Origin of the sequence: Agrobacterium bohemicum (genome assembly GCF_001562555.1) — a bacterium.
Taxonomy (GTDB): domain Bacteria; phylum Pseudomonadota; class Alphaproteobacteria; order Rhizobiales; family Rhizobiaceae; genus Agrobacterium; species Agrobacterium bohemicum.
Map to the genome: position 1 here is coordinate 202,530 of NZ_KQ961026.1, position 22,369 is coordinate 224,898.

Genomic DNA, 22,369 nt, shown 5'->3' on the forward strand with positions numbered 1-22,369 from the left:
TGTGTCATGACCAATACATCCAACACCAAAAAAGGCTTGTCCCGCCGCGGTCTTCTGAAGGCCGGTGCTGCAGCAACCGGTGCCGCCATAGGCTCTGGCCTGATTACCGGCTTCCCGACCATATGGGCGCAGAACCCGATCACGATCCGCCAGTTCGGCACGGGCGTGTCGAACCTCAACGCCATTGCTGAAAAGTGCAAGGCAGACCTCGGCATCACGCTCGAGATGACAGCAACGGATTCGGATGCAGCAGCACAGCGCGCCGTGACTCAGCCGAACTCCTACGATATCGCCGATATCGAATACTGGATCTTGAAGAAGGTCTATCCATCGGGCGTCATCCAGCCGATGGAAATCAAGAAGCTGAAATATTACGACAAAATCGTGCCGCTGTTCAAAAACGGCAAGCTGACGCCAGACAGCGTCATCGCGCAGGGCACCGCGCCGCACACCGTAGGCTATGTAGAAAAGCCGGGCGACAAGAAATTCGCCAAGGGTGAAACCGAATATTTCACGATGGTTCCGACGATCTATAATGCCGACACACTCGGTATTCGTCCCGACCTCGTCGGTCGCGAGATCACCAGCTGGGCCGATATCATGGACCCCGCGTTCAAGGGCAAAGCCTCGATTCTCAACATTCCATCCATCGGCATCATGGACGCCGCCATGATCATGGAAGCCATGGGTAATCTGAAATATGCCGACAAGGGCAATATGACCAAGGAAGAGATCGACAAAACGATCGAGTTCCTTATCAAAGCCAAGAAGGACGGCCAGTTCCGCGCTTTCTGGAAAAGCTTCGATGAAAGCGTCAACCTCATGGCATCTGGCGAAGTCGTCATCCAGTCCATGTGGTCGCCTGCTGTTGCCGCCGTGCGTTCCAAGGGCATCGCCTGCAAATACCAGCCATTGAAGGAAGGCTACCGCTCATGGGGCGGCGGTCTTGGTCTTGCCAAGCACCTCACCGGCGCAAAGCTGGACGCCGCCTATGAATACCTCAACTGGTACACATCCGGCTGGGTCGGCGCTTACCTCAACCGCCAGGGTTATTATTCCGCAGCCATGGACACAGCCAAGGAACACATGTCGGCTGACGAGTGGGGTTACTGGGTCGAAGGCAAGGCCGCACAGGGCGATATCATCGCGCCAGACGGCAAGATCATGGAAAAGGCAGGCGCAGTGCGCGACGGTGGCTCTTTCCAGGAGCGCATGGGCAAGGTCGCCTGCTGGAACTCCGTCATGGACGAAGACCGCTACATGGTTCGCCGCTGGAACGAGTTCATCGCCGCCTGATCAGGCCAAGACGAAAAATGAATGCGCGGATAGTCCTCCGCGCATTCCCTCAACGGGAAACGAGGAGACAGGCCGTGGTAACAGTCAGATTGATCGGCGTCAGCGACAAGACGGAGAAGAAGAGCCGCAGCTTTTCACTTCCACCGAAGCTCGTCGCCTACGTTCAGGCTGCGCCGCTCGCCCTTATTCTCGGATTCTTCCTCGCATTGCCGATCCTGATGATCGCCATCGTCAGTTTCTGGGATTACGACTTTGCCCAGATGTATCCAGGTTTCGTCACCTTCAACTATGGTGAGACGCTGGGCTCCTGGGTCACCTGGCAGACCTATCTCAACACGCTGAAATTTGCGGCCATCGTCTGGGCAATCACGCTGTTTTGCGGCTTCTGGGTCGCCTATTTTCTCGCTTTCCATATTCGCACCACGACCATGCAGATGGTTCTGTTTCTGATCTGCACCGTGCCGTTTCTAACGTCGAACATTATTCGCATGATCTCGTGGATACCGGTCTTGGGACGCAACGGGCTCGTCAACGGCGCCCTCGTCAATATGGGTATAGTGCCCGCCCCGATCGAATGGTTGCTCTATTCGGATTTCGCGGTCGTGCTTGCCATGGTGCACCTCTATACGCTGTTCATGGTCACGCCGATTTTCAACACGCTGATGCGCATAGATAAATCATTGGTGGAAGCTGCCCGTGACGCTGGTGCCACGAGTTGGCAAATCCTCTGGAATGTTATCATTCCCCTTGCCAAACCCGGCATTGCCATCGGCACGATTTTCGTCGTGACACTGGTTATGGCGGATTTCTCGACGGTCCAGGTCATGTCAGGCGGCCAGAGCGCATCCGTGGCGCTGATGATGAAAAATCAGATGTCACTGCTGCAATATCCCGCGGCCGCAGCTAACGCCGTCATCCTGCTGGCGCTCGTCCTGTTGATGGTGGCTGGCATCCTGCGTGTTGTCGATATTAGGAAGGAGCTTTGACATGCATTCTGAAAAACGCGGTCGCGAGTTTTATGTTCTCTGCTTCTTCTTCGCTCTCTTCGTGCTGTTTCTCTATGGCCCATTGTCAGCCATCCTGATCCTTGCTTTTCAAGGCCCCAATGGCGGTTTGACGTTTCCGCTGAACGGACTCTCGGTTCACTGGTTCGGCAATCTCTTCCAGCAACAGGCTGTGGGTGATTTCGGCGGCTCTTTCCGCCGCTCGCTCGCTCTTGGCATCATGGTCATGAGTGCCACGGTGCTGGTGTCACTTCTGGCGGGCCTGGCGTTTCGTCGCAAATTCGTCGGTGCGACGCCGCTGTTTTATCTTTCGGTTGCCAGCCTCGTCGTACCCTCCATCATCATTTCGCTTGGCATCGGCGTTCTCTTCCAGCAACTCGGTCTGGAGCCGGCCTGGTACACGTCCGCTTTTGGCGCGCATATGACATGGACGTTGCCTTTCGGCGTTCTGATCATGCTGGCCGTCTTCAACCGCTTTTCGCCATCCTATGAAGAAGCCGCGCGTGATCTGGGCGCGACGTCCTGGCAGACATTTCGCGAGGTCGTTCTGCCGATGATTGCGCCAAGCCTGATCGGCATTGGCCTCTTCGGCTTTACTCTCTCCTATGACGAATTCGCCCGCACACTCATGACGTCAGGCACTTACAACACGCTGCCACTGGAAATCTACGGTATGACCACCAACGTCACGACGCCGGTGCTCTACGCATTGGGGGCCGTAACAACCCTCTTTTCGTTTCTGGTGATTGCGGGGACCCTCGGTTTCATCGTCTATCTGAACCGACGCCAGTTGAAGGCCTGAACGACACATCATGCGCATTCTCATCGTCAATCCCAATACCACCTCCTCCATGACCGCAACCATTGCCGCTGCCGCAAAAGGCGTGGCCGCCGAGGGCACGGAAATCACAGCCGTCACATCGCTGATGGGGCCTGTCTCCATCGAAGGATATTATGACGAGGTGTTCGCCATTCCCGGCATGCTGGCGGAAATTGCCAAGGGCGAGAAGGCGGGCGCACAAGCCGCCATCATTGCCTGCTTCGACGACACCGGACTGGACGCCGCCCGCGCGCTCGCCAATATTCCGGTCATAGGCATCTGCGAAGCAGCCGTGGCAACGACAGCTTTCATCGCGCAGCGCTTCACCGTCGTCACCACCATGGAGCGGTCACGTCTGCCCATCGAACATCTGGTCCACCGCTACGGCATGAGCGCCCGCGCCAAGGTTCGTGCCGCCGACATTTCGGTGCTGTCGCTGGAAGACCCCAGCTCCAACGCGCTAGAGCGGCTGCGTTCAGAAATCGCCGCCGCCATCCGCGAGGATCGTGCAGAGGCAATCGTGCTGGGCTGTGCTGGTATGGCCGACCTTGCGGCTAAACTCTCTGCCGAATTCGGCGTGCCTGTCGTCGATGGCGTGACGGCTGCGGTCAAACATGCCGAGGGACTGATCACGCTTGGCCTGAAAACCGCAAAGCGGGGAGCATACGCTGCCCCTGTCGACAAGCCGTATCTCGGCATGCTCGATGGTTTTGCACCGGCGGCGATGTTGAACATCTAGCGCGACGACGTCACCTTGCATCGCCACAATTCGTTCAGCACCGGTTCAGCCGAAGGCCATTAATTCTTAACCATTGAATAACAACTGGCAGTTCATTTGCCCTTTGGATGGAAAACGAAAATGGCCTCGTTTGCAGCAAAAACTCTTCTGGCTCTTGCAGTCTCTGCAGCTGTCATCGTTCCCTTGAACTCGGCGTCCGCCGATGACTGGCGTCGCCACAACCGCGATGACGCGCTGCTTGGCGGCGTGCTTGGTCTTGCAGCCGGTGTAGCGGTCGGTTCCGCCCTCGCTCAACCACGTTATTCGGATGAGCGGGTTTATGACGAACCGCCCGTTCGTCACTACCAGACGTACCAGCCGCGCTATACCTATAACGAGCCCGACGATAACTACTATTATCGCCAGGCACCCCGCCCGGTTTACCGCGCGCAGCCTGTTTACAACTCAAGACCTGCCTATCAGCCTCGCCCGACCTACCGCACGATCGAGCCATGGACATCGGCTTGGTATGACTACTGCTCGCAGCGTTATGGCAGCTTCAATTCCCGGACCGGAACCTACATGGGTTACGATGGACAGAACCATTTCTGCGTCGCGGGCTGATCTATCCCACCTCCCCTCACTCCTGTTTCTGTGACAGGGGTGAGGCTTCGGGACCCTATGATGCCTTTTGGACATAGTCCGTCCGGCTGATATTGTGCCGCTGAAGCTTGTCGTAGAACGTCTTGCGGGCAATACCCAGCGCGCCAATGGTCCCGGCGACATCACCGTCGAACTTCTCCAGCGTTTCACGAATGATCTGAGCCTCCTCCCGATCCATTCTTTCGGAAAGTGTTCCTGACGTAACGCGGGCATCGGCGGATGGCTTGTCTGTTGCCGCACCCTCCAGACCCAGAACAATGCGTTCTGCAAAATGGCCAAGCTCGCGGACATTTCCCGGCCAGTCGTGATCATTGAGATAACGCGACACTGTGGAGGTGATGCTCGGCACCGGCATACCGAAACGCGTCGATGCTTTTTTGACAAAGTGTGAAAAAAGCAGCGGAATATCTGCTTTCCGCTCTCGCAGTGGCGGAATGGACAAGGTTACGACATTGAGACGGTAATAGAGATCGTCACGGAAATCTCCCCGCAGCAGCGGGTCTCCCAGATCGACCTTTGCTGCGGCCACCACACGAATATCGACGGCGCGTTCTTCGTTGGAGCCAACGGGGGAAACCTTGCGCATTTCCAGAACTCGTAACATACGGACCTGCACTGCAGGTGGCATGCTTTCGATTTCATCCAGAAACAGTGTGCCGGCACTGGAGTGTTCGATACGGCCAACCCGTTTTTTCTGCGCACCGGTGAATGCGCCAGCCTCGTGGCCGAACAACTCGCTTTCGATCACCGTCTCGGGCAAAGCACCGCAATTCAGAGCAACGAAATTTCCCTGCGCGCGCCGTTTGCTCCAGCGATGAAGGGCCGTCGCAACGACCTCCTTGCCGCTGCCGGTTTCACCGGCCACAAGCACGTCCACATCCGTATCGGCAATGTGGCGCAGCGTGTTGCGCAGCCGCTCCATGGCGGGTGTCTGGCCGATGAGGGGAAGATCGTCTTCCGCCTGCAGGGCCACCCGTTTCAAGGCTCGGTTTTCCATGACGAGATGACGTTTTTCGAGTGCGCGGCGTGCGCTTTCCACCATTCGTTCTGCGGGAAACGGCTTTGAAATGAAATCATAGGCTCCGTTGTGCAGCGCGGCCACCGCCATAGGCACATCACCGTGCCCGGTAATAAGGATGACAGGAAGGTCGGCATCTATCTCACGCACGCGCTCGAAAAACTGCAGACCGTCCATGCCAGGCATACGCACATCGGTGATGACAATACCATCGAAGTCCGTCGAGAGCGCTTCCAGAGCCTGTTCCGCCCTCGGAAACGGCATGACGGTCATGCCTTCCAGCTCCAGCGTCTGGCGCATGGCCTTGCGCAGTTGGGAATCGTCATCGACCAGATAGACAGTACCGATCATCGTCATGTCATGCTCGCTTCAGATAAACAAAAAAACAGGTTCCATTCTCGCTGGTTTCAACATCGACCCGCCCGCCATAATCGGACGCGATATCGCGTGAAATAACCAGGCCGAGGCCAAGCCCCCCTTCCTTCGACGTGTTGAAGGGAGAAAACAATTGTTCGTGGATAGCAGTCTCAATACCCGGTCCATTATCCGCAATGGTCAGAACCACCTCATCAGACATAAGCTTTACCCGCACCTCGACGCGGCCGTTCGGTTTGTCTTCCAGCGCCTCAAGGGCGTTTTGCAGAAGGTTGATGACGATCTGCTCCAGACGAATGCGACTGCCGGACACGATAACGTTTTCATCCGGCAAGATGATATCCAGCGCATCCATGCGCCCTGCAAACCGACTGCGGAGCAGCACAACCGCACCTTCTATCACCAGGCGCAAACTGACCGGCTCCGCCGCCGTGCGGCCTTTCCGCGCCAGGATTTTGAGGTCGCTGGTGATGACGCCGATGCGGTCCGTCAATGATGCGATACTTTCCAGATTTTCATCCGCATCCTTCATGCGATCACGCTTCAGAAAAACGCGGGCATTATCGGCAAAGGCGCGGATGGTCGCGACCGGCTGGTTGATTTCATGCGCGACACCGGCGGCAATCTGGCCAAGAATGGACAGTCGGTTGGCCTTGACCAGTTCGTGCTGCACGCTTTGCAATTCTTCAGCGGTTTGTTCGTGTCTAATGATTTCGGCCTGTAGACGATCCCGTGCCATCGTCAGGTCAATCGTTCTTTCCTGCACACGGCGCTCCAGCTCGGAACGATCACGCTCGGCTTCGGCACGAGCCTGCGCTGCCTTTTGCCTGCGACGCAGCCATATCGCGGAAAAGGCCATCAGCGGCATGAGGCCCGCAGCGGCAATCACCCGGTTGCCACGGATAGCCACGCTCATGGTGGCCTTGACCGGCTGCAAATAATGCAGCGACCATGCCGTGGTCGGAACCGGTAGTTCCAGCCGCAGATATTCACCGCTGAGGGAGGAAGGCGCGTCGATCTTGACGATCGCCACTTGTGGGCCCGGATGGGACAACGTCTCAACCGGCATAGTCGAAAGCTTCTCGTCACCGAACTGCAGGCTTTCGGAAATGGTCTTTCGCCGGGCTTCATCAATTGGTGCAACGGTGTTGAAGCGCCATTCCGGAATGCTGGTCATCAGAACCACGCCATTGGCATCCACGATATAGACAGGGTGCCTGCCGATATTCCAGTCCGCTTCGAGGCGATTGAACTCGACCTTGGCAATAACCACCCCCAGCGGACGACCATCGGGGCCATCTACCCGGCGTGAGATATATAGACCCGGCTTCCGGCTGACATTTCCCAGCGCGTAATGTTCGGCCATGCCGGTGTCCATCGCGGCCCTGAAATACTCCCGAAAAGCATAGTTGGAGCCCACGAAACTCTCCGGCGTTTGCCAGTTGCTGGACGCGATGGTCACGCCATTGGTATCCGCGACATAGATGACCGACGCCTGTGTACCCTCGATCAGCCCTTCCAGCTTTCGGTTCAGACGCGGGACAGCTTCATCGCCATCCCGGAGGGCTTCGATGATATCCCGGTCCCGGGCCAGCACGAGCGGCAGAACGCGTGGACGCTCAAGGGCGACATTCAGAAGCGCCGATTTCAGTTCCGCATCTGTGGTCGCCGTGGCCAGCAGCGCCTTCATGGCCTGAACGCGTCCAAGCCGTTCGGCAGCGACGAAGGCAGCAAGGGCGATGATCAACCACATGACGATGAATGCGGTCCATCGAGCGCGAGATGTATCGAGACTGCGCATAAAGCGAAATGCTCCCAATGTGCGGATTTCCACACAAACTCATGATTTTAATGGGCGGGAACATACACAAATTTATTTCACTGGCAAAGTAGGAAAACTAAAATTATTAAATTTCAAATGGTTACGCCATAAAAATTACTCTGGCACGGGAATTGCTCAATCATAAATAGGCGGTCCTTGACCGTGAACCAAATGCGTCAGACCCGGGAGGCCATAAGGCAGGGTTTTGATCGAGGAGGAACTAACATGATTGATAGCACCACCGTGGCCTCCAGCCACGTAAAACTGCCATTTTATCGGCACCTTTATTTTCAGGTTCTCATAGCCATTGCAGCGGGCATCGCACTCGGCCATTTTTACCCTGCAATCGGCGAACAGTTGAAGCCGCTGGGTGACGGCTTTATCCGTCTCGTCAAAATGATCATCGCCCCCGTTATCTTCCTGACGGTCGCCACCGGCATCGCCGGCATGAACGACATGAAGAAAGTCGGCCGCGTTGCCGGCAAGGCAATGATCTACTTCCTGACGTTTTCGACGCTCGCCCTTATCATCGGCCTCATCGTTGCCAATGTCGTGCAGCCGGGCGCGGGCATGAACATCGATCCGGCCACGCTGGATGGTTCTGCCGTCGCGACTTACGCGGCAAAGGCTCATGAACAATCCATCACCGGCTTCCTCATGAACATCATCCCGACGACCATCGTCGGCGCCTTTGCTGATGGCGATATTCTTCAGGTCCTGTTCTTCTCGGTGCTGTTCGGCATTTCGCTTGGTATCGTCGGCGAACGCGGCAAGCCCGTTGTCGATTTCATGCATGCGCTGATGTATCCGATCTTCAAACTGGTCGCGATCCTCATGAAAGCTGCCCCGATCGGGGCCTTCGGCGCCATGGCGTTCACAATCGGCAAATACGGCATTTCGTCCGTTACCAATCTGGCGATGTTGATCGGTACGTTCTACTTCACATCGATCTTCTTTGTTGTCGTGGTTCTTGGTGCGGTCTGCCGATATAACGGCTTCTCGATTTTCGCCTTGATCCGCTACATCAAGGAAGAGTTGCTACTCGTTCTGGGCACATCGTCTTCGGAAGCGGCCTTGCCGGGCCTGATGAGCAAGATGGAAAAGGCGGGGTGCAAGCGCTCCGTCGTTGGCCTGGTCATCCCCACCGGTTACTCCTTCAATCTCGATGGCACCAACATCTACATGACGCTGGCGGCCCTCTTCATTGCGCAGGCAACCGGTATCGACCTGTCCTGGGGTGAGCAGATCCTGCTGCTTCTCGTCGCCATGCTCAGCTCCAAGGGTGCCGCAGGCATCACCGGTGCGGGCTTCATCACCCTTGCCGCGACGCTATCTGTCGTTCCGTCCGTCCCGGTGGCCGGCATGGCGCTCATCCTCGGCATCGACCGCTTCATGTCGGAATGCCGCGCCCTGACCAACTTCGTCGGCAACGCTGTCGCAACCATCGTCGTCGCCCGCTGGGAAGGCGAGTTGGACGAAGCACAATTGGCCAGCGTTCTCAACGGCGACGTCGTTCCCAACATCGGTGAAGTCGCTCCAACACAGGTACCGCAACCCGCGGAATAAGCCGTCACCACACGCAACGTTAAGAGGGCTGCCCGAGAGATCGGCGCAGTCCTCTGGCGTTATACAGCCCAGCTCTATCCGATAGTATCAGATCGTTCGGTCAACAGCATGGTGGAAGACCCACTGCCCACATTGCTGAGACTGGGCGAAATCGAAGATGGGTGCCGCCGAAGATTTTGCATTGAGAGGCCGAACCTGTAGACATGATGCGGTCTCTCTTGAACGCCATGGCAGCAGGTTATCATGTTTCTATCGAACCACGATCTGGTTGAACTCACAGACATTCGCCACGAACTGCATCGGTTTCCCGAAATTTCCGGGCAAGAAAAGGACACGGCGCGACGCATCTGTGCTCATCTCGAAGAATCGCGGCCAGACAGGGTTTTGACCGATCTCGGCGGCCATGGAGTGGCGGCGATCTTCGACAGCGGCAATGACGGCCCAAGCATGCTCATCCGCTCGGAACTCGACGCGCTTCCCATTCTGGAAAAGACCGACGTACCGTACCGCTCTACCATTGAGGGGCATGGGCATTTGTGCGGTCATGATGGACATTCCACGATATTGCTGGCTTTGGCGCGGGGGCTTGCAAAGCGTCGCCCCGGCAAAGGCAAGGTGATATTGCTGTTTCAGCCAGCTGAAGAAACCGGAGCGGGTGCTGCTGCGGTTATCGCAGATCGTTCTTTCGAGGACATCAGGCCGGACTACGCATTTTCCTTACATAATCTGCCCGGTCTGCCGTTGGGTCACGTCTCGCTGATAGAGGGGCCGGTCAACTGTGCATCCCGTGGAATAAAGATAAAACTTACCGGCAAGACAGCGCACGCTTCGTCGCCCGAACATGGCGTTTCGCCCATGCGGGCGATTTCAGCGTTAATGCCAGCGCTCTCGTCTCTCGGACAAGGTTTTCCGCCTCAGCCGGACTTCAAGATGGTAACGATTACCCATGCCATGATGGGTGAAGCGGCCTTCGGAATAGCGCCAGCCAATGCAGAAATATGGGCAACGCTTCGGACCCTGACGGATGAGCGTATGGCAGAACTTTGCGCTGCCGCCGAAGAACTGGCCACGAAATCCGCTGCCGATAACGCGCTGGCGATCGACATGTCCTATGCCGATATCTTTCATCATTGCGAGAACGACCCAGATGCCGTGGCCCAACTTCGAATGGCACTGGATCAAGAACAGGTGCAGTATGATGGTCGTAGCTTGCCCATGCGCGCATCGGAAGATTTCGGGCGGTTTGGCGCTGTCTCCAAGTCTGCGATGTTTTTTCTCGGCGCAGGCACCGATCATCCCAACCTGCATAATCCCGATTACGATTTTCCCGACGCATTGATCGCGACAGGCGCCCGGATATTCATGCGCGCAATCAGAAACCTGACGGACTAAACCTGCCTCGGGCATTAAACCGTCGCAAACCACAACAGATTTCTACAAAATTCATAAACAATGAAATCCTTTCGCTCCTCGGCCCCTGAGCCCGCTGATATCGTTTGATGACTGGGGACTTGAAGCTTTGGAGAGAACAGGATGACGGCAACAGTGACTTACCTCCACGATGAACGTGAGAAAGCGGCATTCGATTCCAACGAACTGAAGGCGGCCATGCGCAGCTTGGCAGGCGGCGTCTCCGTCGTCACCGCAGGCACGGGGTCGAACCGCACCGGGGCGACTGTGACCTCCGCGACCGCTCTTTCCATGGAGCCCGCTACGATGATCGTCAACATCAACAAGTCCTCGTCGACGTGGCCGATCATCGCACGCTACAACCACTTCTGCGTCAACATTCTGTCCGCAGAACAGCAGGACGTCGCTTCACGATTTGCCGGTGTCGGCGGCTTGAAAGGCGTTGACCGTTATACTGATGCGGAATGGTTCGAGCTGGAAAGTGGTGCTTCTGCGTTGCGTGGCGCGCTCGCTGCCATCGACTGTGCCGTTGAAGACGTCATCGAACGCCACACACACGCCATCATCATCGGACGCGTGCTATCGGTAGAGCGAGCCGAAGGTGCACCGCTCATCTATCACGGCGGGCGATATGCCAATCTTGCGACTGTTTGATAGGCTGAGCACCTAAGCCGTGCGTTCCGTAGCAACGTCGCCCTTGTTGGACGCGAATTGTTCCAGCGTCATGTTGTCCAGAACGGCGGCCATTGCGTCCCGCACGTCGGTCATTGACCTGCGGACCTGACAGGTTTGTGGATCAGAACAGTCTTCGCATGCTTCGAACGCAGTGCGGCTGGCACAGCGGATCGGCGCCAGCGGACCGTCCAGGGCGCGGATGACCTGACCGATGTAAATGTCGGAAGCCGCTTTGGACAGCGCATATCCGCCACCCGGGCCTTTCTTGGAACGGAGCATTCCTTCATTGCGAAGCTCCAAGAGTATGGCGTCCAGAAATTTCTTAGGGATATTATTACGAGCTGCGATTTCGCTGACGAAGGCCGTTTGTCCCTGTGCGAGACCAGCAAGGTCGATCATCGCCTTAAGCCCGTATTTGCCCTTTTTGGTCAGCATCGTCGTCTTTCAGAGAAGAGTATCTGAGAACCACATATAACCCGCCAGATGAACTTTCAATGAACTCCATGAAATCTATCAAAAATACATGAGCTGTATTCAACCGCCTCTTGGGCCATTGCTCGGGCGCGCATCCCTTGCCGCAGACAGGCCTCTGACAGCGTCTCTTTGCCCGGTCGAAGCGGGGCCCTCAAAGACTTGAATGGCCTCGCCGTAGCGTTTCATATTGAGGTAGGCGTACCCCCTGATGACCATCAGATCGGTGCGTTCCGTGGCAAAGCGTGCTCGCTGATCGAGCAGGATCAGCGCCTTTTCATATTGCTTGTTCTGATATGCCGCCAGCGCCCTGTCCGTCAGAATGGCTATCTGAAGTTCCGTCGCCTTGGTTCTGTCCATTCCAGCCTTGGTGGCGGAAATTGCAGCGTTATCCGTCAGCCCCATCCGAAGATAGGCAAGGCTTTGACCATAGGCGGCATCGCTTCTGACCGTTTCCTGACTGCCTTTGAGCGCAGAGCCAAAAGCTTTCAACGCCTCGGCGGGCCTGTTTGCTTCCATCAGGCACCAACCCTGCTGCAACGCCTGCTGGGGTGCAAGACTATCCGGATCAAAACTCGTCACACATCTGCTGGTCTTGCGTGAAGGCTGGCTCTGGCTTGAAATGCGCCCCTGTCTGGGGCTAACGGTGTTTGCGTATTGCGTATAGGCAACATCGTCGCGACGAACCATAACAGCCTGGGCCTGCGGAGCGTTCTCGGCAGGTCGGGCAGTGGCGACACTCGGCGCTTGGGGTTCTGACCGGCCGACATTCGCGATGCGCTGGGATTGCGCACCCCATTGCTGCTGCAGTCGGCGGACTTCGGCAACATTGTTCAATTGCTGATAGGTCAAAGCTAGGCCGTAGGCCGAGGCTTCATCGTCTGCCTTCCATGCCAAGGCCGTGCTGAACCACTGCAACGCCATCTGCGGCTGCTCGAACGCTCTGGAATACCAGCCGAACTCCTGTGCGGTCGCCGCATCTTTCTGCGAGACCGCTTCCTCCGCAATGCGCTTTAGAACCTCGGGCTCAAGGGCCACAGGCGGATCGAGCGCCAGAAGATTTGCGGCCGATGCCAGATAGGTCTTGCGGGAATCATCGGATGACGCCCGCCATTTATACATGACATCCTCGGCATCGCGCGGCGCATCGCGAGCAATCAAAGCAAGCGCAAGGCCCTGTGAAGCGGCTGCGGAATCGTCTGCCGTCTTGGCTTGACGGAACCACTTTTCGGCGTCTTCCATCTTGTCGCGGCGAAGATTGTACCAGCCCAGCAAAAGCGCATCGCTTGCCAGCTTGTTGCTTTCCGCCAGACGTTCCAAGCGCAACAGATAGGTCGTTGGAACAATAGCGTTCTTGTCCTCGCCCGCATTGGCAACAAGCTGCCGGGCCAGATCATCGCGGATCGGCTCGAATTCAAGCTGCCCGTCGGTGCCCGGTTTTTCCTTCGACAGGAGGTCTTCCATCATGGCGATGGGCAAAAGGGCGGATGCTTTTTGAACCGTTGCGAGCCGTTCACCGGGTCCATCACAATTGCTCAAGACATAGGTATAAGCGTCGCGCGCACGTTCTGGCTTATCTGTGCGCACAAAGGCTTCGGCCAGACGCCACAGCACATCCACTTCACCGCACGTCAACAGGCCCGGATTGTTTGAGGCCGTCTCGACCACTGCATTATACTGCTTGAGATCGGACGAGTTGACAAGGCGCTGGCGCGCTTCGGCAAGGTTGACCATCTCAAGCAAATTGGATGGCGGCTGCCAGCTCGCATCTGTCGCCTGCCTGTCGGCAATGGCTTTTCTAACTTCGGCATAACGGCCATTGGCATATAGTTGCCACATGGCATCCATTTGCGGATCGCGCAATTCTGGCACAGCCAATGGATCTGCCGGAGGCGTCCAGCCTGGATAGAGCGCTCTCAAACGTGCGATTTCTGCCTGTAGGCGGGCGGTATCGCCTTGTGCGGCGAAATACCGAAGGGCGCTCTCATCGACCACAGGAGGGTTGGGTGTAGCAGTGTCGGGCGAAACTGGCGCGGCGCGTTGGACGCGCGCCAAAGTCGGCTCCTGCGCACCATCGACAACTGGCACGGTCACGGGCGGTTCTGCTGCCGGGGCTTCAGACTGTGTAACGCGGCTTGCTGCAGGTGACCGCACCGGATTGGTTCGGATTGGATTCTGATCGAAAGACACACGGCTGCCAAGCGCACCCGGATTGATCGAACCCGTCGTGTGAACACTTGAAACCCTGCCCAAAAGCTCGTCACGCCATTGGAACGCTGCAACACCACCAACAACTAAAAGCGCGGCAGATATGTAGAGCGTCTTTCCGTTCATAAGCACTCCTGATGCGCCTGAGTCGCGAATGACAAGGCCAAGAGATGCAACGTAGATGGATAATAAAGTGTTGACGTAAAGCGACGGAGGTCATCCGGGATGGGTTTTCTGTCGATTATACAGGCCGCCAGTGCTGGAATAACGCGATATCCGGCATCGGAAAGAACATCCTTGGTGTCGCCGGAACGGAGATCGAACGTGGCCATATTACCATCGTCCAGGAGGATGGACGCACGTAATCTATCGAGAAGCTTCACATCCGCCAGCCCTGCGCGTGCCAGATAGAGCGGTATGCGGACGGAGTTATAACCAAACTCCTGGGGGAAACCATCTGCCGGACGTGGCTTCGTCCTTACCGAAACCCAGTCTGCTGGCAGCTTCCTGGGACCGAACAAGTATGACGATATCTGAGCAAGCCCGTCCCGCGTCAACGCCCCCCAGAGCGGAGATGGAGCAAGCTCGTTCAAAACAGGAAACGCTTCAAAAATGAAATAGGACGGATTGACGACCGGGCCATCCGGGCGGTCTTTTTCTCCGAAACCAACCGTGCCGGGCAGCAGAAGTGTGCGTCCTCCGCGTACGACAACTGACTTGTCGATTACGGTCTGGGCAATTTTCCGCGCCGCCTCGGCGTAATCCGGCTTGGCCCACTGCTTCGCCGCGAGCGCCAGAGCATAAGCAATAAGAATATCGCCGTCCGTCGCGTTGTTGATATCCGATATGTGTGGGTTGGCCTGCGGGTCCCACTTCCATGCTGCCAGACCATCATCACGAACCAGAAGCTCGGTTCTGGTGAACGACCAGATTAGTTCGAAATCCGCAGGCTTGTCGGCGAGCACAGCCAGCCACATGCCGTAACCCTGGCCTTCACTGTGGCTGATATTGTTGTTTCCGGTATCGATGATACGGCCCGTGGGGTCGAGAAAGGCCGTTTTATAGATACTCCAGTCGGCTTCCGTAATCGAAGCAGCCGTGGCGGTGAATGGAAAAAACATGGCTGCCAGCATCACCAGAAGTTTGAACCGAAAGCGGAGGAACTGTCTCATTTGCCTCGTCCCATGCCGCGCAGCATCAGAAACGTCACACATCCCAACAGCGTCAGAAAACCGATGAAAACGAGGGAGTAGGACAGCGTGTTGGTGGACAGCCAGTTGGCGGCGATCAACCGCCAGTTGGAGAAGCTGAACGGGCGGGTCACGATGAAGGTTGGTTGCTCGGCAGCAATTGTCTCAACCGTGTCGGACGTCGCATCATAGGTCGCAACGCGCCCAGCCAGCGTCGCCCATCGCTTCTGTTCAACGATGGCGGCCACGCCGGTCCGCAAATCGGCGGAGGTCGGGGCGGTGGCCATGGTCCAGACGCCCTCGCCGCCCGGGCTCATGCCCTGCGCCAACATGAATGTAACATTGCCCGGCGGCGTATAGACCTGTTCGGCACCGGGAAGGAACCGCAGCGTATCCGAACTGATGTCGAAATTGCGTTTGAGCCACTCCTCGAAAGACGATACCTGCCCCTGCCAGACGCCTCCATCCACCCGCTGGCGCCAGTCGTTGAACAACTGGTCGGTCTGTGCGGGCTGTACGGCATTGTCGCTTTCTTTCCACGCCACCTGACTGGCGGATGCTAGATCAAGCTGGTTGACCAACCCCTGCGGCATTTGCGCAAGCGTGCCGAAAAACAACGCGTTTCTATCGCCAACTGCCGCCGGTGTCGCCACCAGCTCGACCGGCACCGGTTGACCGCCAGCGACAGCCAATCGGCTGAGCAGCGTGGCCGCTGCGGACATCGTATCCGTGTCCACGCGCTCCAGCCAAAGGGCAACGGGCTCTGCACCGTGCCGATAAGGTTGTCCTACACCGTTCATGGCGGCCAGATCAGGCGCACGACCAATCATCGCAAAGTTCGGAATATGCAGCTCTGAGGTATCGAACAATGCAAAACGAGGGGTCTGATTGGCGGGCGCGCCCGGCAGGCACTCCGTATCCGCCTGCGTCATCAGCACGGCTTCGATGGCGATCGTGTTCACGCCCGGCACGAAATGGCGCATCGTGACGTTGATGGGAAGATGGCGAAATATCCCGCCACCCCGGTTGGAAACCGGCACGGTCGACGCGATGTTGCCATTTACGTAGACATCGATATGGCTGCCCGGCAGAATTTCATTGGAATAGGCCGCATCCAGAAGCAGGGTGGCCTCGCCGTAAGCGGATGCGTAAAAATCTGCTGGCGCGCCGATGGTGAACTCGGTGCGGAACCGTCTGCCTGAAAATTCACTGCTGCGGACGCCGAGTGCCGATAACGGCAAACGCCGATCGGACATGACCAACGGCGCATCTGGCGTGTGCCAGGCCTTGGTCGACAGCGCGGTGCGGGATGTACCGACGGGCCGCTCTACAGAAGAGGAAAGCGACTCGATAGCAGTCTGCACCGCCTGCGCGGTGGGTCCGCTGACAATCAGCGCCGATACGCCACCGACGATGGCGTTCTCAAAGCCCGCATAGGGGCCAGCCAAAGCCTCTGGTGGGACAGACCGCGTGGCGGTGGCAATCTCACGTGACGTTCCCGCGATGACGACCAGCGTTCCGGCTTTGCGTTCCGTGGGAACCGTGGTGCGAAACGTGATGCTCTGGTTCGGCATTTGCGTGCGCAGTGCAAGCGCCTGTGCCAGTTTCAACAGCGGCTGTGCAGAAACAGGATTTGCAAGCCCCGGGGCGACGATCTCGATGGCGGTCAACCCGGCTGGATCGGCACCCGTGGCCTGAATGTCATCGATAATGTCGAATTGGCTGCCAACATCGGCATTGAAGGACATATAGGTGCTGGAAGGACTGACTTCGGTCCACAGATCATAGGTGGATTGAATGGTGCAGTCCGTACGGTGGCGCTGTTGCACGCCAAGAGACACCATGTTTGCACCGGCCTGAAGCGCGCCGGGCGGTATCGTCATCGTCACATTGCCTTCGGCATCGGGCGACGACACGCTTTTGCGCTCCAGCGGTACATTGTTGACAGAAACCTCAAGATTGGAGCTTTCCGGCGCAACGACAATGGCGTTCTGATATCCGATGTTCAGCGACACAGCCGACCGGGCTTGGTCCTGCGTCAGATACAGCGTCCACTGACGCTGATCCATCTCACCGGACAGACTGAGATCGGAAAACGGCAGGATGTAACGACGGCGATCATCCGGGTTGCCGGCGCCCAAACGCGTGACGACCTTTGGCGGGGCACCAGGCGGGGTGGATGCAGCGGGCGGGACCGGAGACGATGGCGCAATCCGACTGGGCAACTGAATTTGTGGCGGTGCCACGGGTGCCAGAGGTGGAGGCGGCGCGGACGTTGCTGGCCGCTCCGGCGACATGTCGAAAGGTGCCGACTGCGCAAAGGCTACGGTTGAAACGGACGCCAAAAATGCGGTGAGAAGAAGCGCCGTTCTCATGACTTCGCCGTTTCCAGTTTCGTTTTATGGGGCCGCTCCGGCTTGAGCGAGCGGAAAAAGTAATACAAGCCGCGCTGCGTCTGAAACACGGCAATTGCGAGGAACGTCGCGGTACCCTTGATAAGCCCGGGATTTTTTCTGCGCGCCCGCTGGAATTCGCTCCATTGTTCGGAATTGGCAAAGATCAGGTCGGCGATCAGCCGATGGTCTATCGCCTGCTTTGGCGCAAAGGTGCACCCGACCTGGGTAAAGCCGTCCTTTTTAACGGATCGGACGATGTCGATGCTCATGGTCGTCGGCGCGCCTGCGCTGTGCGGTTTGACGCGGATGGTGGCCGCAGAACCTTTTTCGACCGTCCCCAGGCCTTGCTCGAAAATATTGATGAGCATGCCGTTAACCGAGACGTTTTCAACAGTCGCTGGCGACCACGCCTCGCTATCACCGATTTGCAACTCGCAGCGACGATTGACGGTGATACGGCGTGACGCGGATTTCTCGCCGCGTTCCGATACAACGCCAAGCGCACAGCCCGCGAAAATGATGTTGAGCAGGTTCCAGCCGCCCACCACCAGCGTGACGTCGGCCTTATAGGGCTCGGCGTAGATCCGGTAGATCGCGAAGATCATGGCAATGATCAGCACAGCGAAGATGACGAAGAATGGCCGACTGATTTCGGAAAGCCGTGCCTCGCTGATGGAATCGTCTTTTGCCGTCACCTTGAAGGTCGGCTTGGACGGATTGAAAATGACCGACACGACCGCAGGCAGAAGATGCACCGTCTGCACATATTCATAGAGTTCGGAAATCCACGGCCAACGGAAACTGCCATAGAGAAAATTCTGCATCATGAGGTTCACCAGCATGTACGCAGCGGTGTACGCCAGAAATTCACCGCCGGACGCGACGAATATCTGCAAGTCGAAGAACAGGTAAAAAAGCGGCGCGAAGAGAAAGATGGTGCGTGGGAAGGGAAACAGCCAGAACAGCGTGGATGACATGTAACAAAGACGTTGCGTAAACGAGAGCCCGCGACGAAACAACGGCTGACGGAAGATCAGGATCTGCATCATGCCCTGCGCCCAACGGCTGCGCTGACCGATAAAGCTGGTGAACGTTGCGGGCTGAAGTCCCGCGATCAGCGGCTTGTCGACGTAGAGGCTGTTCCATCCACGCGAGTGCAATGCAAGCGCCGTTTCGCAATCCTCGGTGATACTGACACCGCTAAAACCATCAGTTTCCTTCAGCGCAGCCCGGCGCAAAACCGCAGCGGAGCCACAGAAAAACGCGCCGTTCCATTTATCGAGGCCGCGTTGGATAATGCCGTAGAACATTTCGTTCTCGCTCGGCATCGTCTCGAACGTACGCAGATTACGCTCGATAGGGTCTGGGTTGAGGAAGAAATGCGGAGTCTGGACGAGGAAAAGCTTCTCGTCCTCCTCGAAGTAACCGACGGTTTCCAATAGAAAATCGCGCGCAGGCGCATGGTCGGCATCGAAGACGGTAATCAGCTCACCTGTGGAATGCTCCAGCCCGTTGTTGAGATTTCCGGCCTTGGCATGCACATTGCGCTCTCGTGTCAGATAGTTGACGCCCAGATCGGCGCATAGTTTCTGCAATTCTTCATGTCGTTTTGCCGCAGCCTGTGCATCGGGGACGCTGGACGCATTACGTTTCTGAACCGTACTGCCATCGTCCAGCAGCCAGACAGTAAACTTGTCTGTGGGATAGTCGATATTCTTCGCCGCAGACAGTGTATTGGCAAGCAATGTCGTATCTTCATTGTAAGTGGGTACGAAGATATCGACCGTTGGCACGTAGCCTGGAGAACCGGGTCGCGTCTTTCTCGACGGCAGCGGCATGGATACGATGACGAGGCTGAGTGCCAGCATCACAACGCTATACATCTCAGCGAGATAAAGCAGGAAACCGGGAATGAAGTTTTCCGGCTGATTAATCGGCGGCAAGGTGCTGGTGGTGCGCCAATAGACGTAGCGCAACACGATGGCCGTGCCAAAGCCAAGCGCTATCAGCCGCCAGGCGCCCTTCCCGTTCAGCGATTTGATGGTGGCAAGCAAAACGAGTGATATCGCCGTTGCGATGAGGTGGGTCTGCAAGCTGACGGGCAGCGTCACGATGACGAGAACGCAAACCGAGACGAACGCCCAGACGACAACGGAGATGGCCTTGCTCATGCAAACCCTCGCTTTCCAATCAACTGAAGGCATAATGCCTCCCAAAACGCGACGTTACGGCCTCTCGACCGCAGCGACGTCGCGATACTTATTACTGAAAACTATACAGAAATGGTTAATTGCATGCCTGCGACCCTGGTCCCGTAGACGGGCAACCGGGTGACGGAATGACGACACGCTTCGTTGCGGGACTGTTTGCAGGCCGTGGCACATCAGCCGGTCGCGAAACATTCGGCAACTCGCCCGTCGGAGATGGTATCAAAACGCGGGGTTGTGACGTCGCTGTAACCGGCGGTGGCTGCAATTGCGTTTGAGGCTGAACGACGGCAGCACGAGCGACAGGACGAATGACCGGGGCGGGAGACGGTGGCGGCGATTGCACCCCCGGCTGCATGGGAACTTCGGTTGCCGTCACCGGATAGATGGGGTTACCGGAACGCCCAAGACCCTCCGGTGGCGCCTGTGCGGTACCGTAGGGGTTCCAGTTTTCGGCATCGTAGCTTCCGGTAATCGTGTAATTATACATGACAGTCAGCAGATCGCGTACTGTCACACCGGATTGGCAGAGACGCAGGGTCACATTGATGCGACCGAGATTTTTGAACCCTTGGCGCATGCTTTCGGGAGAGCGAATTTGTTGCCAGCCATAGATACACGTATCGTCACCAGCGCCTGTACCGGATGCATATGAAAACGCGCCATACGCGTTTTGCAGATACTCGGCTGACGTCGCTACATGTGCCCCCGGAAAGGCGGTACGAATTTCACGCGAGATGGACGATGCGCGCAAACTGCTGCTGGACAATCCATCCTTGCCGGTATCTTCGGCGCGCTGCGGCCCGTAAAGCTCGATCTTCAGATAGTTCTGGCCGGGTGTTCGCGCGTCGGAGCGTAATATGACCTGCTGCTCGACTGCGTTGGAATAGGTGCGATTGATCACGCTGATGACTTCAGGTCCACCGGGTGGCGGAAAAATAAGCGCCTCTTCTGGCGGCAGCATTTTTGGCGCGCCGGATGGCCTGACGCCTCCGGGATTATTGCAGCCTGAAAGCGCCATCGCGATGCCCGGCAAAAGAACGAAAACAGCGGTTTTTGCTGACACAAAACCAGCCGCATTGCCCATGCTGGCAAGGTCACGCGCATGACGAATCAATTTTGAAAAGACCATTGGCATGAAATACGTGAGGATAGTGATTTAGCAATATCATAATTCGCCCACATCTTGTTCTTGGTCATGACCGATGATGGGAAAGAGACCAGTTCCCCGCCACTTTTGGTGGAACTTTGAACGCGGACAGGGATTGAGATTGATGTGGTTTTAACGCACCGGACATATAAACAGGCATAAAACAGGACGAATATGGCAGATCAACCGATGAGCACAACGAGCCAACTTTCTGATGAAGTGAAGCGATTGCGCCGCTGGCTGGACGAAGATGCCCTACCGATGTGGTGGGAAATCGGCGCGAGCAAACCGGATGGCGGCTTTTACGAGCGCATCGGGCAGAACGCAAAGCCGATGCTGGGTGACAATCGCCGCTCCCGGGTCCAGCCGCGTCAGGCCTATTGTTATGCGGCAGCCGGGCAGAACGGCTGGAACGGTGAATGGCAAAAGGCGGTCGGTCACGGCCTGAACTGGTTCGACAAGGTTTATCGTCTGGAAAACGGGCTCTACGGCAATCTGGCCAACTCATCCGGCAAGCTGATCGATCCGACTTTCGACTTCTACAATCAGGCCTTCGCGCTGTTTGCCGCAGCACAGACTGCGATGGTTTTTCCGCAACGCCTGGATGAGATGCGCCAGCGAGCGAATTCCATTCTTAAAACATTGCAAGATAACTATGCCCATCCGGTGGTGGGCTTTGAAGAAGCCAAACCGCCGCGCGAGCCCCTTTGCTCCAACCCGCACATGCATTTTTTCGAGGCCATGCTGGCATGGGAAAAGGTCGATCCCGAAGGCCCATGGCATCAGTTGGCAGACGATGTAGCCCAACTTGCAATGGACAAGTTTATCGATCCCACTTCGGGCGGGCTGAGAGAGTTCTTTGACCGCGACTGGAACCCGATGCCGGGTGACAAGGGCCGCATCATGGAACCCGGCCACCAGTTCGAATGGGCATGGCTGCTCGTACGCTGGGGTCATTTGCGGAACGACACCACGGCCGTCACGAAAGCAAAACGCCTTTTCGAGATCGGTGAAAAATACGGCATCTGCCCGCGCCGCAAGGTGGCGATCATGAGTCTTTACGATGATTTCACAGTTCACGATCCACTGGCGCGTCTGTGGCCGCAGACGGAATGGCTGAAAGCGGCGGTGCGATTGGCGTCGGTGACACATGGCGAAGAGCGTCATCGCTACCTCGCGTCCGCCACGCGTGCCATCGGTGCTCTACAGCCGTTTCTCGACACGCCCATCGCTGGCCTATGGTTCGACAAATGGCCGGAAAACGCACCAATGCTCGATGAACCAGCACCTGCAAGCACGTTTTATCACATTGTCTGCGCGATCTATGAAACGCAGGACGTGCTGAAGAGCTTGCAGTAGTTAACGCGCGTCACCCTCGGG

At 57.0% G+C, this 22,369-nt stretch carries 17 protein-coding genes; 9 read left to right on the forward strand and 8 right to left on the reverse strand.

What is annotated here, in order from left to right:
* Positions 1-6: 6 nt before the first annotated feature.
* From ATO67_RS08370 to ATO67_RS08390, 5 genes are all read left to right on the forward strand, one after another.
* Complete coding sequence (locus ATO67_RS08370; protein ID WP_067646773.1) at positions 7-1,296, forward strand: ABC transporter substrate-binding protein; 1,290 nt, start codon at positions 7-9, stop codon at positions 1,294-1,296.
* Between the two features lie 74 nt (positions 1,297-1,370).
* Positions 1,371-2,282 carry an ABC transporter permease gene (locus ATO67_RS08375; protein WP_067646776.1) on the forward strand — a complete coding sequence of 304 codons (912 nt, stop codon included), beginning with the start codon at positions 1,371-1,373 and terminating at the stop codon, positions 2,280-2,282.
* 1 nt (position 2,283) lies between these two features.
* Positions 2,284-3,102, forward strand: coding sequence for an ABC transporter permease (locus ATO67_RS08380; protein WP_067646781.1), 819 nt, complete (start codon positions 2,284-2,286; stop codon positions 3,100-3,102).
* Positions 3,103-3,112: 10 nt separating this feature from the next.
* On the forward strand, positions 3,113-3,859 hold the full coding sequence (locus ATO67_RS08385) for an aspartate/glutamate racemase family protein (protein WP_067646784.1): 747 nt from the start codon (positions 3,113-3,115) through the stop codon (positions 3,857-3,859).
* Positions 3,860-3,979: 120 nt separating this feature from the next.
* Positions 3,980-4,462 (forward strand): BA14K family protein, encoded by a 483-nt coding sequence (locus ATO67_RS08390; RefSeq protein ID WP_067646787.1) that lies wholly within the window; start codon positions 3,980-3,982, stop codon positions 4,460-4,462.
* 55 nt (positions 4,463-4,517) lie between these two features.
* Here ATO67_RS08390 and ATO67_RS08395 read toward each other — a convergent pair whose 3' ends face one another.
* Positions 4,518-5,876, reverse strand: coding sequence for a sigma-54-dependent transcriptional regulator (locus ATO67_RS08395; protein WP_067646790.1), 1,359 nt, complete (start codon positions 5,874-5,876; stop codon positions 4,518-4,520).
* Between the two features lies 1 nt (position 5,877).
* A complete protein-coding gene (locus ATO67_RS08400; RefSeq protein WP_067646795.1) occupies positions 5,878-7,695 on the reverse strand; it encodes a sensor histidine kinase in 1,818 nt (605 codons plus the stop codon).
* A 246-nt stretch (positions 7,696-7,941) separates the two neighbouring features.
* Here ATO67_RS08400 and ATO67_RS08405 point away from each other — a divergent pair, with 246 nt between their 5' ends.
* The 3 genes from ATO67_RS08405 to ATO67_RS08415 all read left to right on the forward strand — a co-directional run bounded on the left by ATO67_RS08405 (position 7,942) and on the right by ATO67_RS08415 (position 11,346).
* Entirely contained in the window at positions 7,942-9,282 is a 1,341-nt protein-coding gene (locus ATO67_RS08405) for a dicarboxylate/amino acid:cation symporter (RefSeq protein WP_067646798.1), read from the forward strand.
* 243 nt (positions 9,283-9,525) lie between these two features.
* Entirely contained in the window at positions 9,526-10,674 is a 1,149-nt protein-coding gene (locus ATO67_RS08410; RefSeq protein ID WP_067646801.1) for an amidohydrolase, read from the forward strand.
* Positions 10,675-10,815: 141 nt separating this feature from the next.
* Positions 10,816-11,346 carry a flavin reductase family protein gene (locus ATO67_RS08415; RefSeq protein WP_067646804.1) on the forward strand — a complete coding sequence of 177 codons (531 nt, stop codon included), beginning with the start codon at positions 10,816-10,818 and terminating at the stop codon, positions 11,344-11,346.
* Positions 11,347-11,358: 12 nt separating this feature from the next.
* On the opposite strand, the gene ATO67_RS08420 is transcribed toward ATO67_RS08415, so the two are convergent.
* From ATO67_RS08420 to bcsN, 6 genes are all read right to left on the reverse strand, one after another.
* Complete coding sequence (locus ATO67_RS08420) at positions 11,359-11,802, reverse strand: RrF2 family transcriptional regulator (protein ID WP_067646808.1); 444 nt, start codon at positions 11,800-11,802, stop codon at positions 11,359-11,361.
* Between the two features lie 99 nt (positions 11,803-11,901).
* The gene (locus ATO67_RS08425; RefSeq protein WP_067646810.1) at positions 11,902-14,172 is read right to left on the reverse strand and encodes a tetratricopeptide repeat protein; all 2,271 of its coding nucleotides are present in this window, start codon (positions 14,170-14,172) and stop codon (positions 11,902-11,904) included.
* Positions 14,169-15,218: a family 8 glycosyl hydrolase gene (locus tag ATO67_RS08430; RefSeq protein ID WP_067646812.1), complete on the reverse strand. Its 1,050-nt coding sequence runs from the start codon at positions 15,216-15,218 to the stop codon at positions 14,169-14,171. The genes ATO67_RS08425 and ATO67_RS08430 overlap by 4 nt, the downstream gene beginning before the upstream one ends.
* Positions 15,215-17,611 (reverse strand): cellulose biosynthesis cyclic di-GMP-binding regulatory protein BcsB, encoded by a 2,397-nt coding sequence (locus ATO67_RS08435; protein ID WP_067646815.1) that lies wholly within the window; start codon positions 17,609-17,611, stop codon positions 15,215-15,217. Before ATO67_RS08435 ends, ATO67_RS08430 begins: the two co-directional genes overlap by 4 nt.
* Complete coding sequence (gene bcsA / locus ATO67_RS08440; protein ID WP_067646819.1) at positions 17,608-19,803, reverse strand: UDP-forming cellulose synthase catalytic subunit; 2,196 nt, start codon at positions 19,801-19,803, stop codon at positions 17,608-17,610. Before bcsA ends, ATO67_RS08435 begins: the two co-directional genes overlap by 4 nt.
* A 115-nt stretch (positions 19,804-19,918) precedes the next feature.
* The gene (gene bcsN / locus ATO67_RS08445) at positions 19,919-20,803 is read right to left on the reverse strand and encodes a cellulose biosynthesis protein BcsN (RefSeq protein ID WP_067647314.1); all 885 of its coding nucleotides are present in this window, start codon (positions 20,801-20,803) and stop codon (positions 19,919-19,921) included.
* Positions 20,804-21,163: 360 nt separating this feature from the next.
* Between bcsN and ATO67_RS08450 the strand changes: the two genes are divergently transcribed.
* Positions 21,164-22,348, forward strand: coding sequence for an AGE family epimerase/isomerase (locus ATO67_RS08450; protein ID WP_067646822.1), 1,185 nt, complete (start codon positions 21,164-21,166; stop codon positions 22,346-22,348).
* Positions 22,349-22,369: the final 21 nt, after the last annotated feature.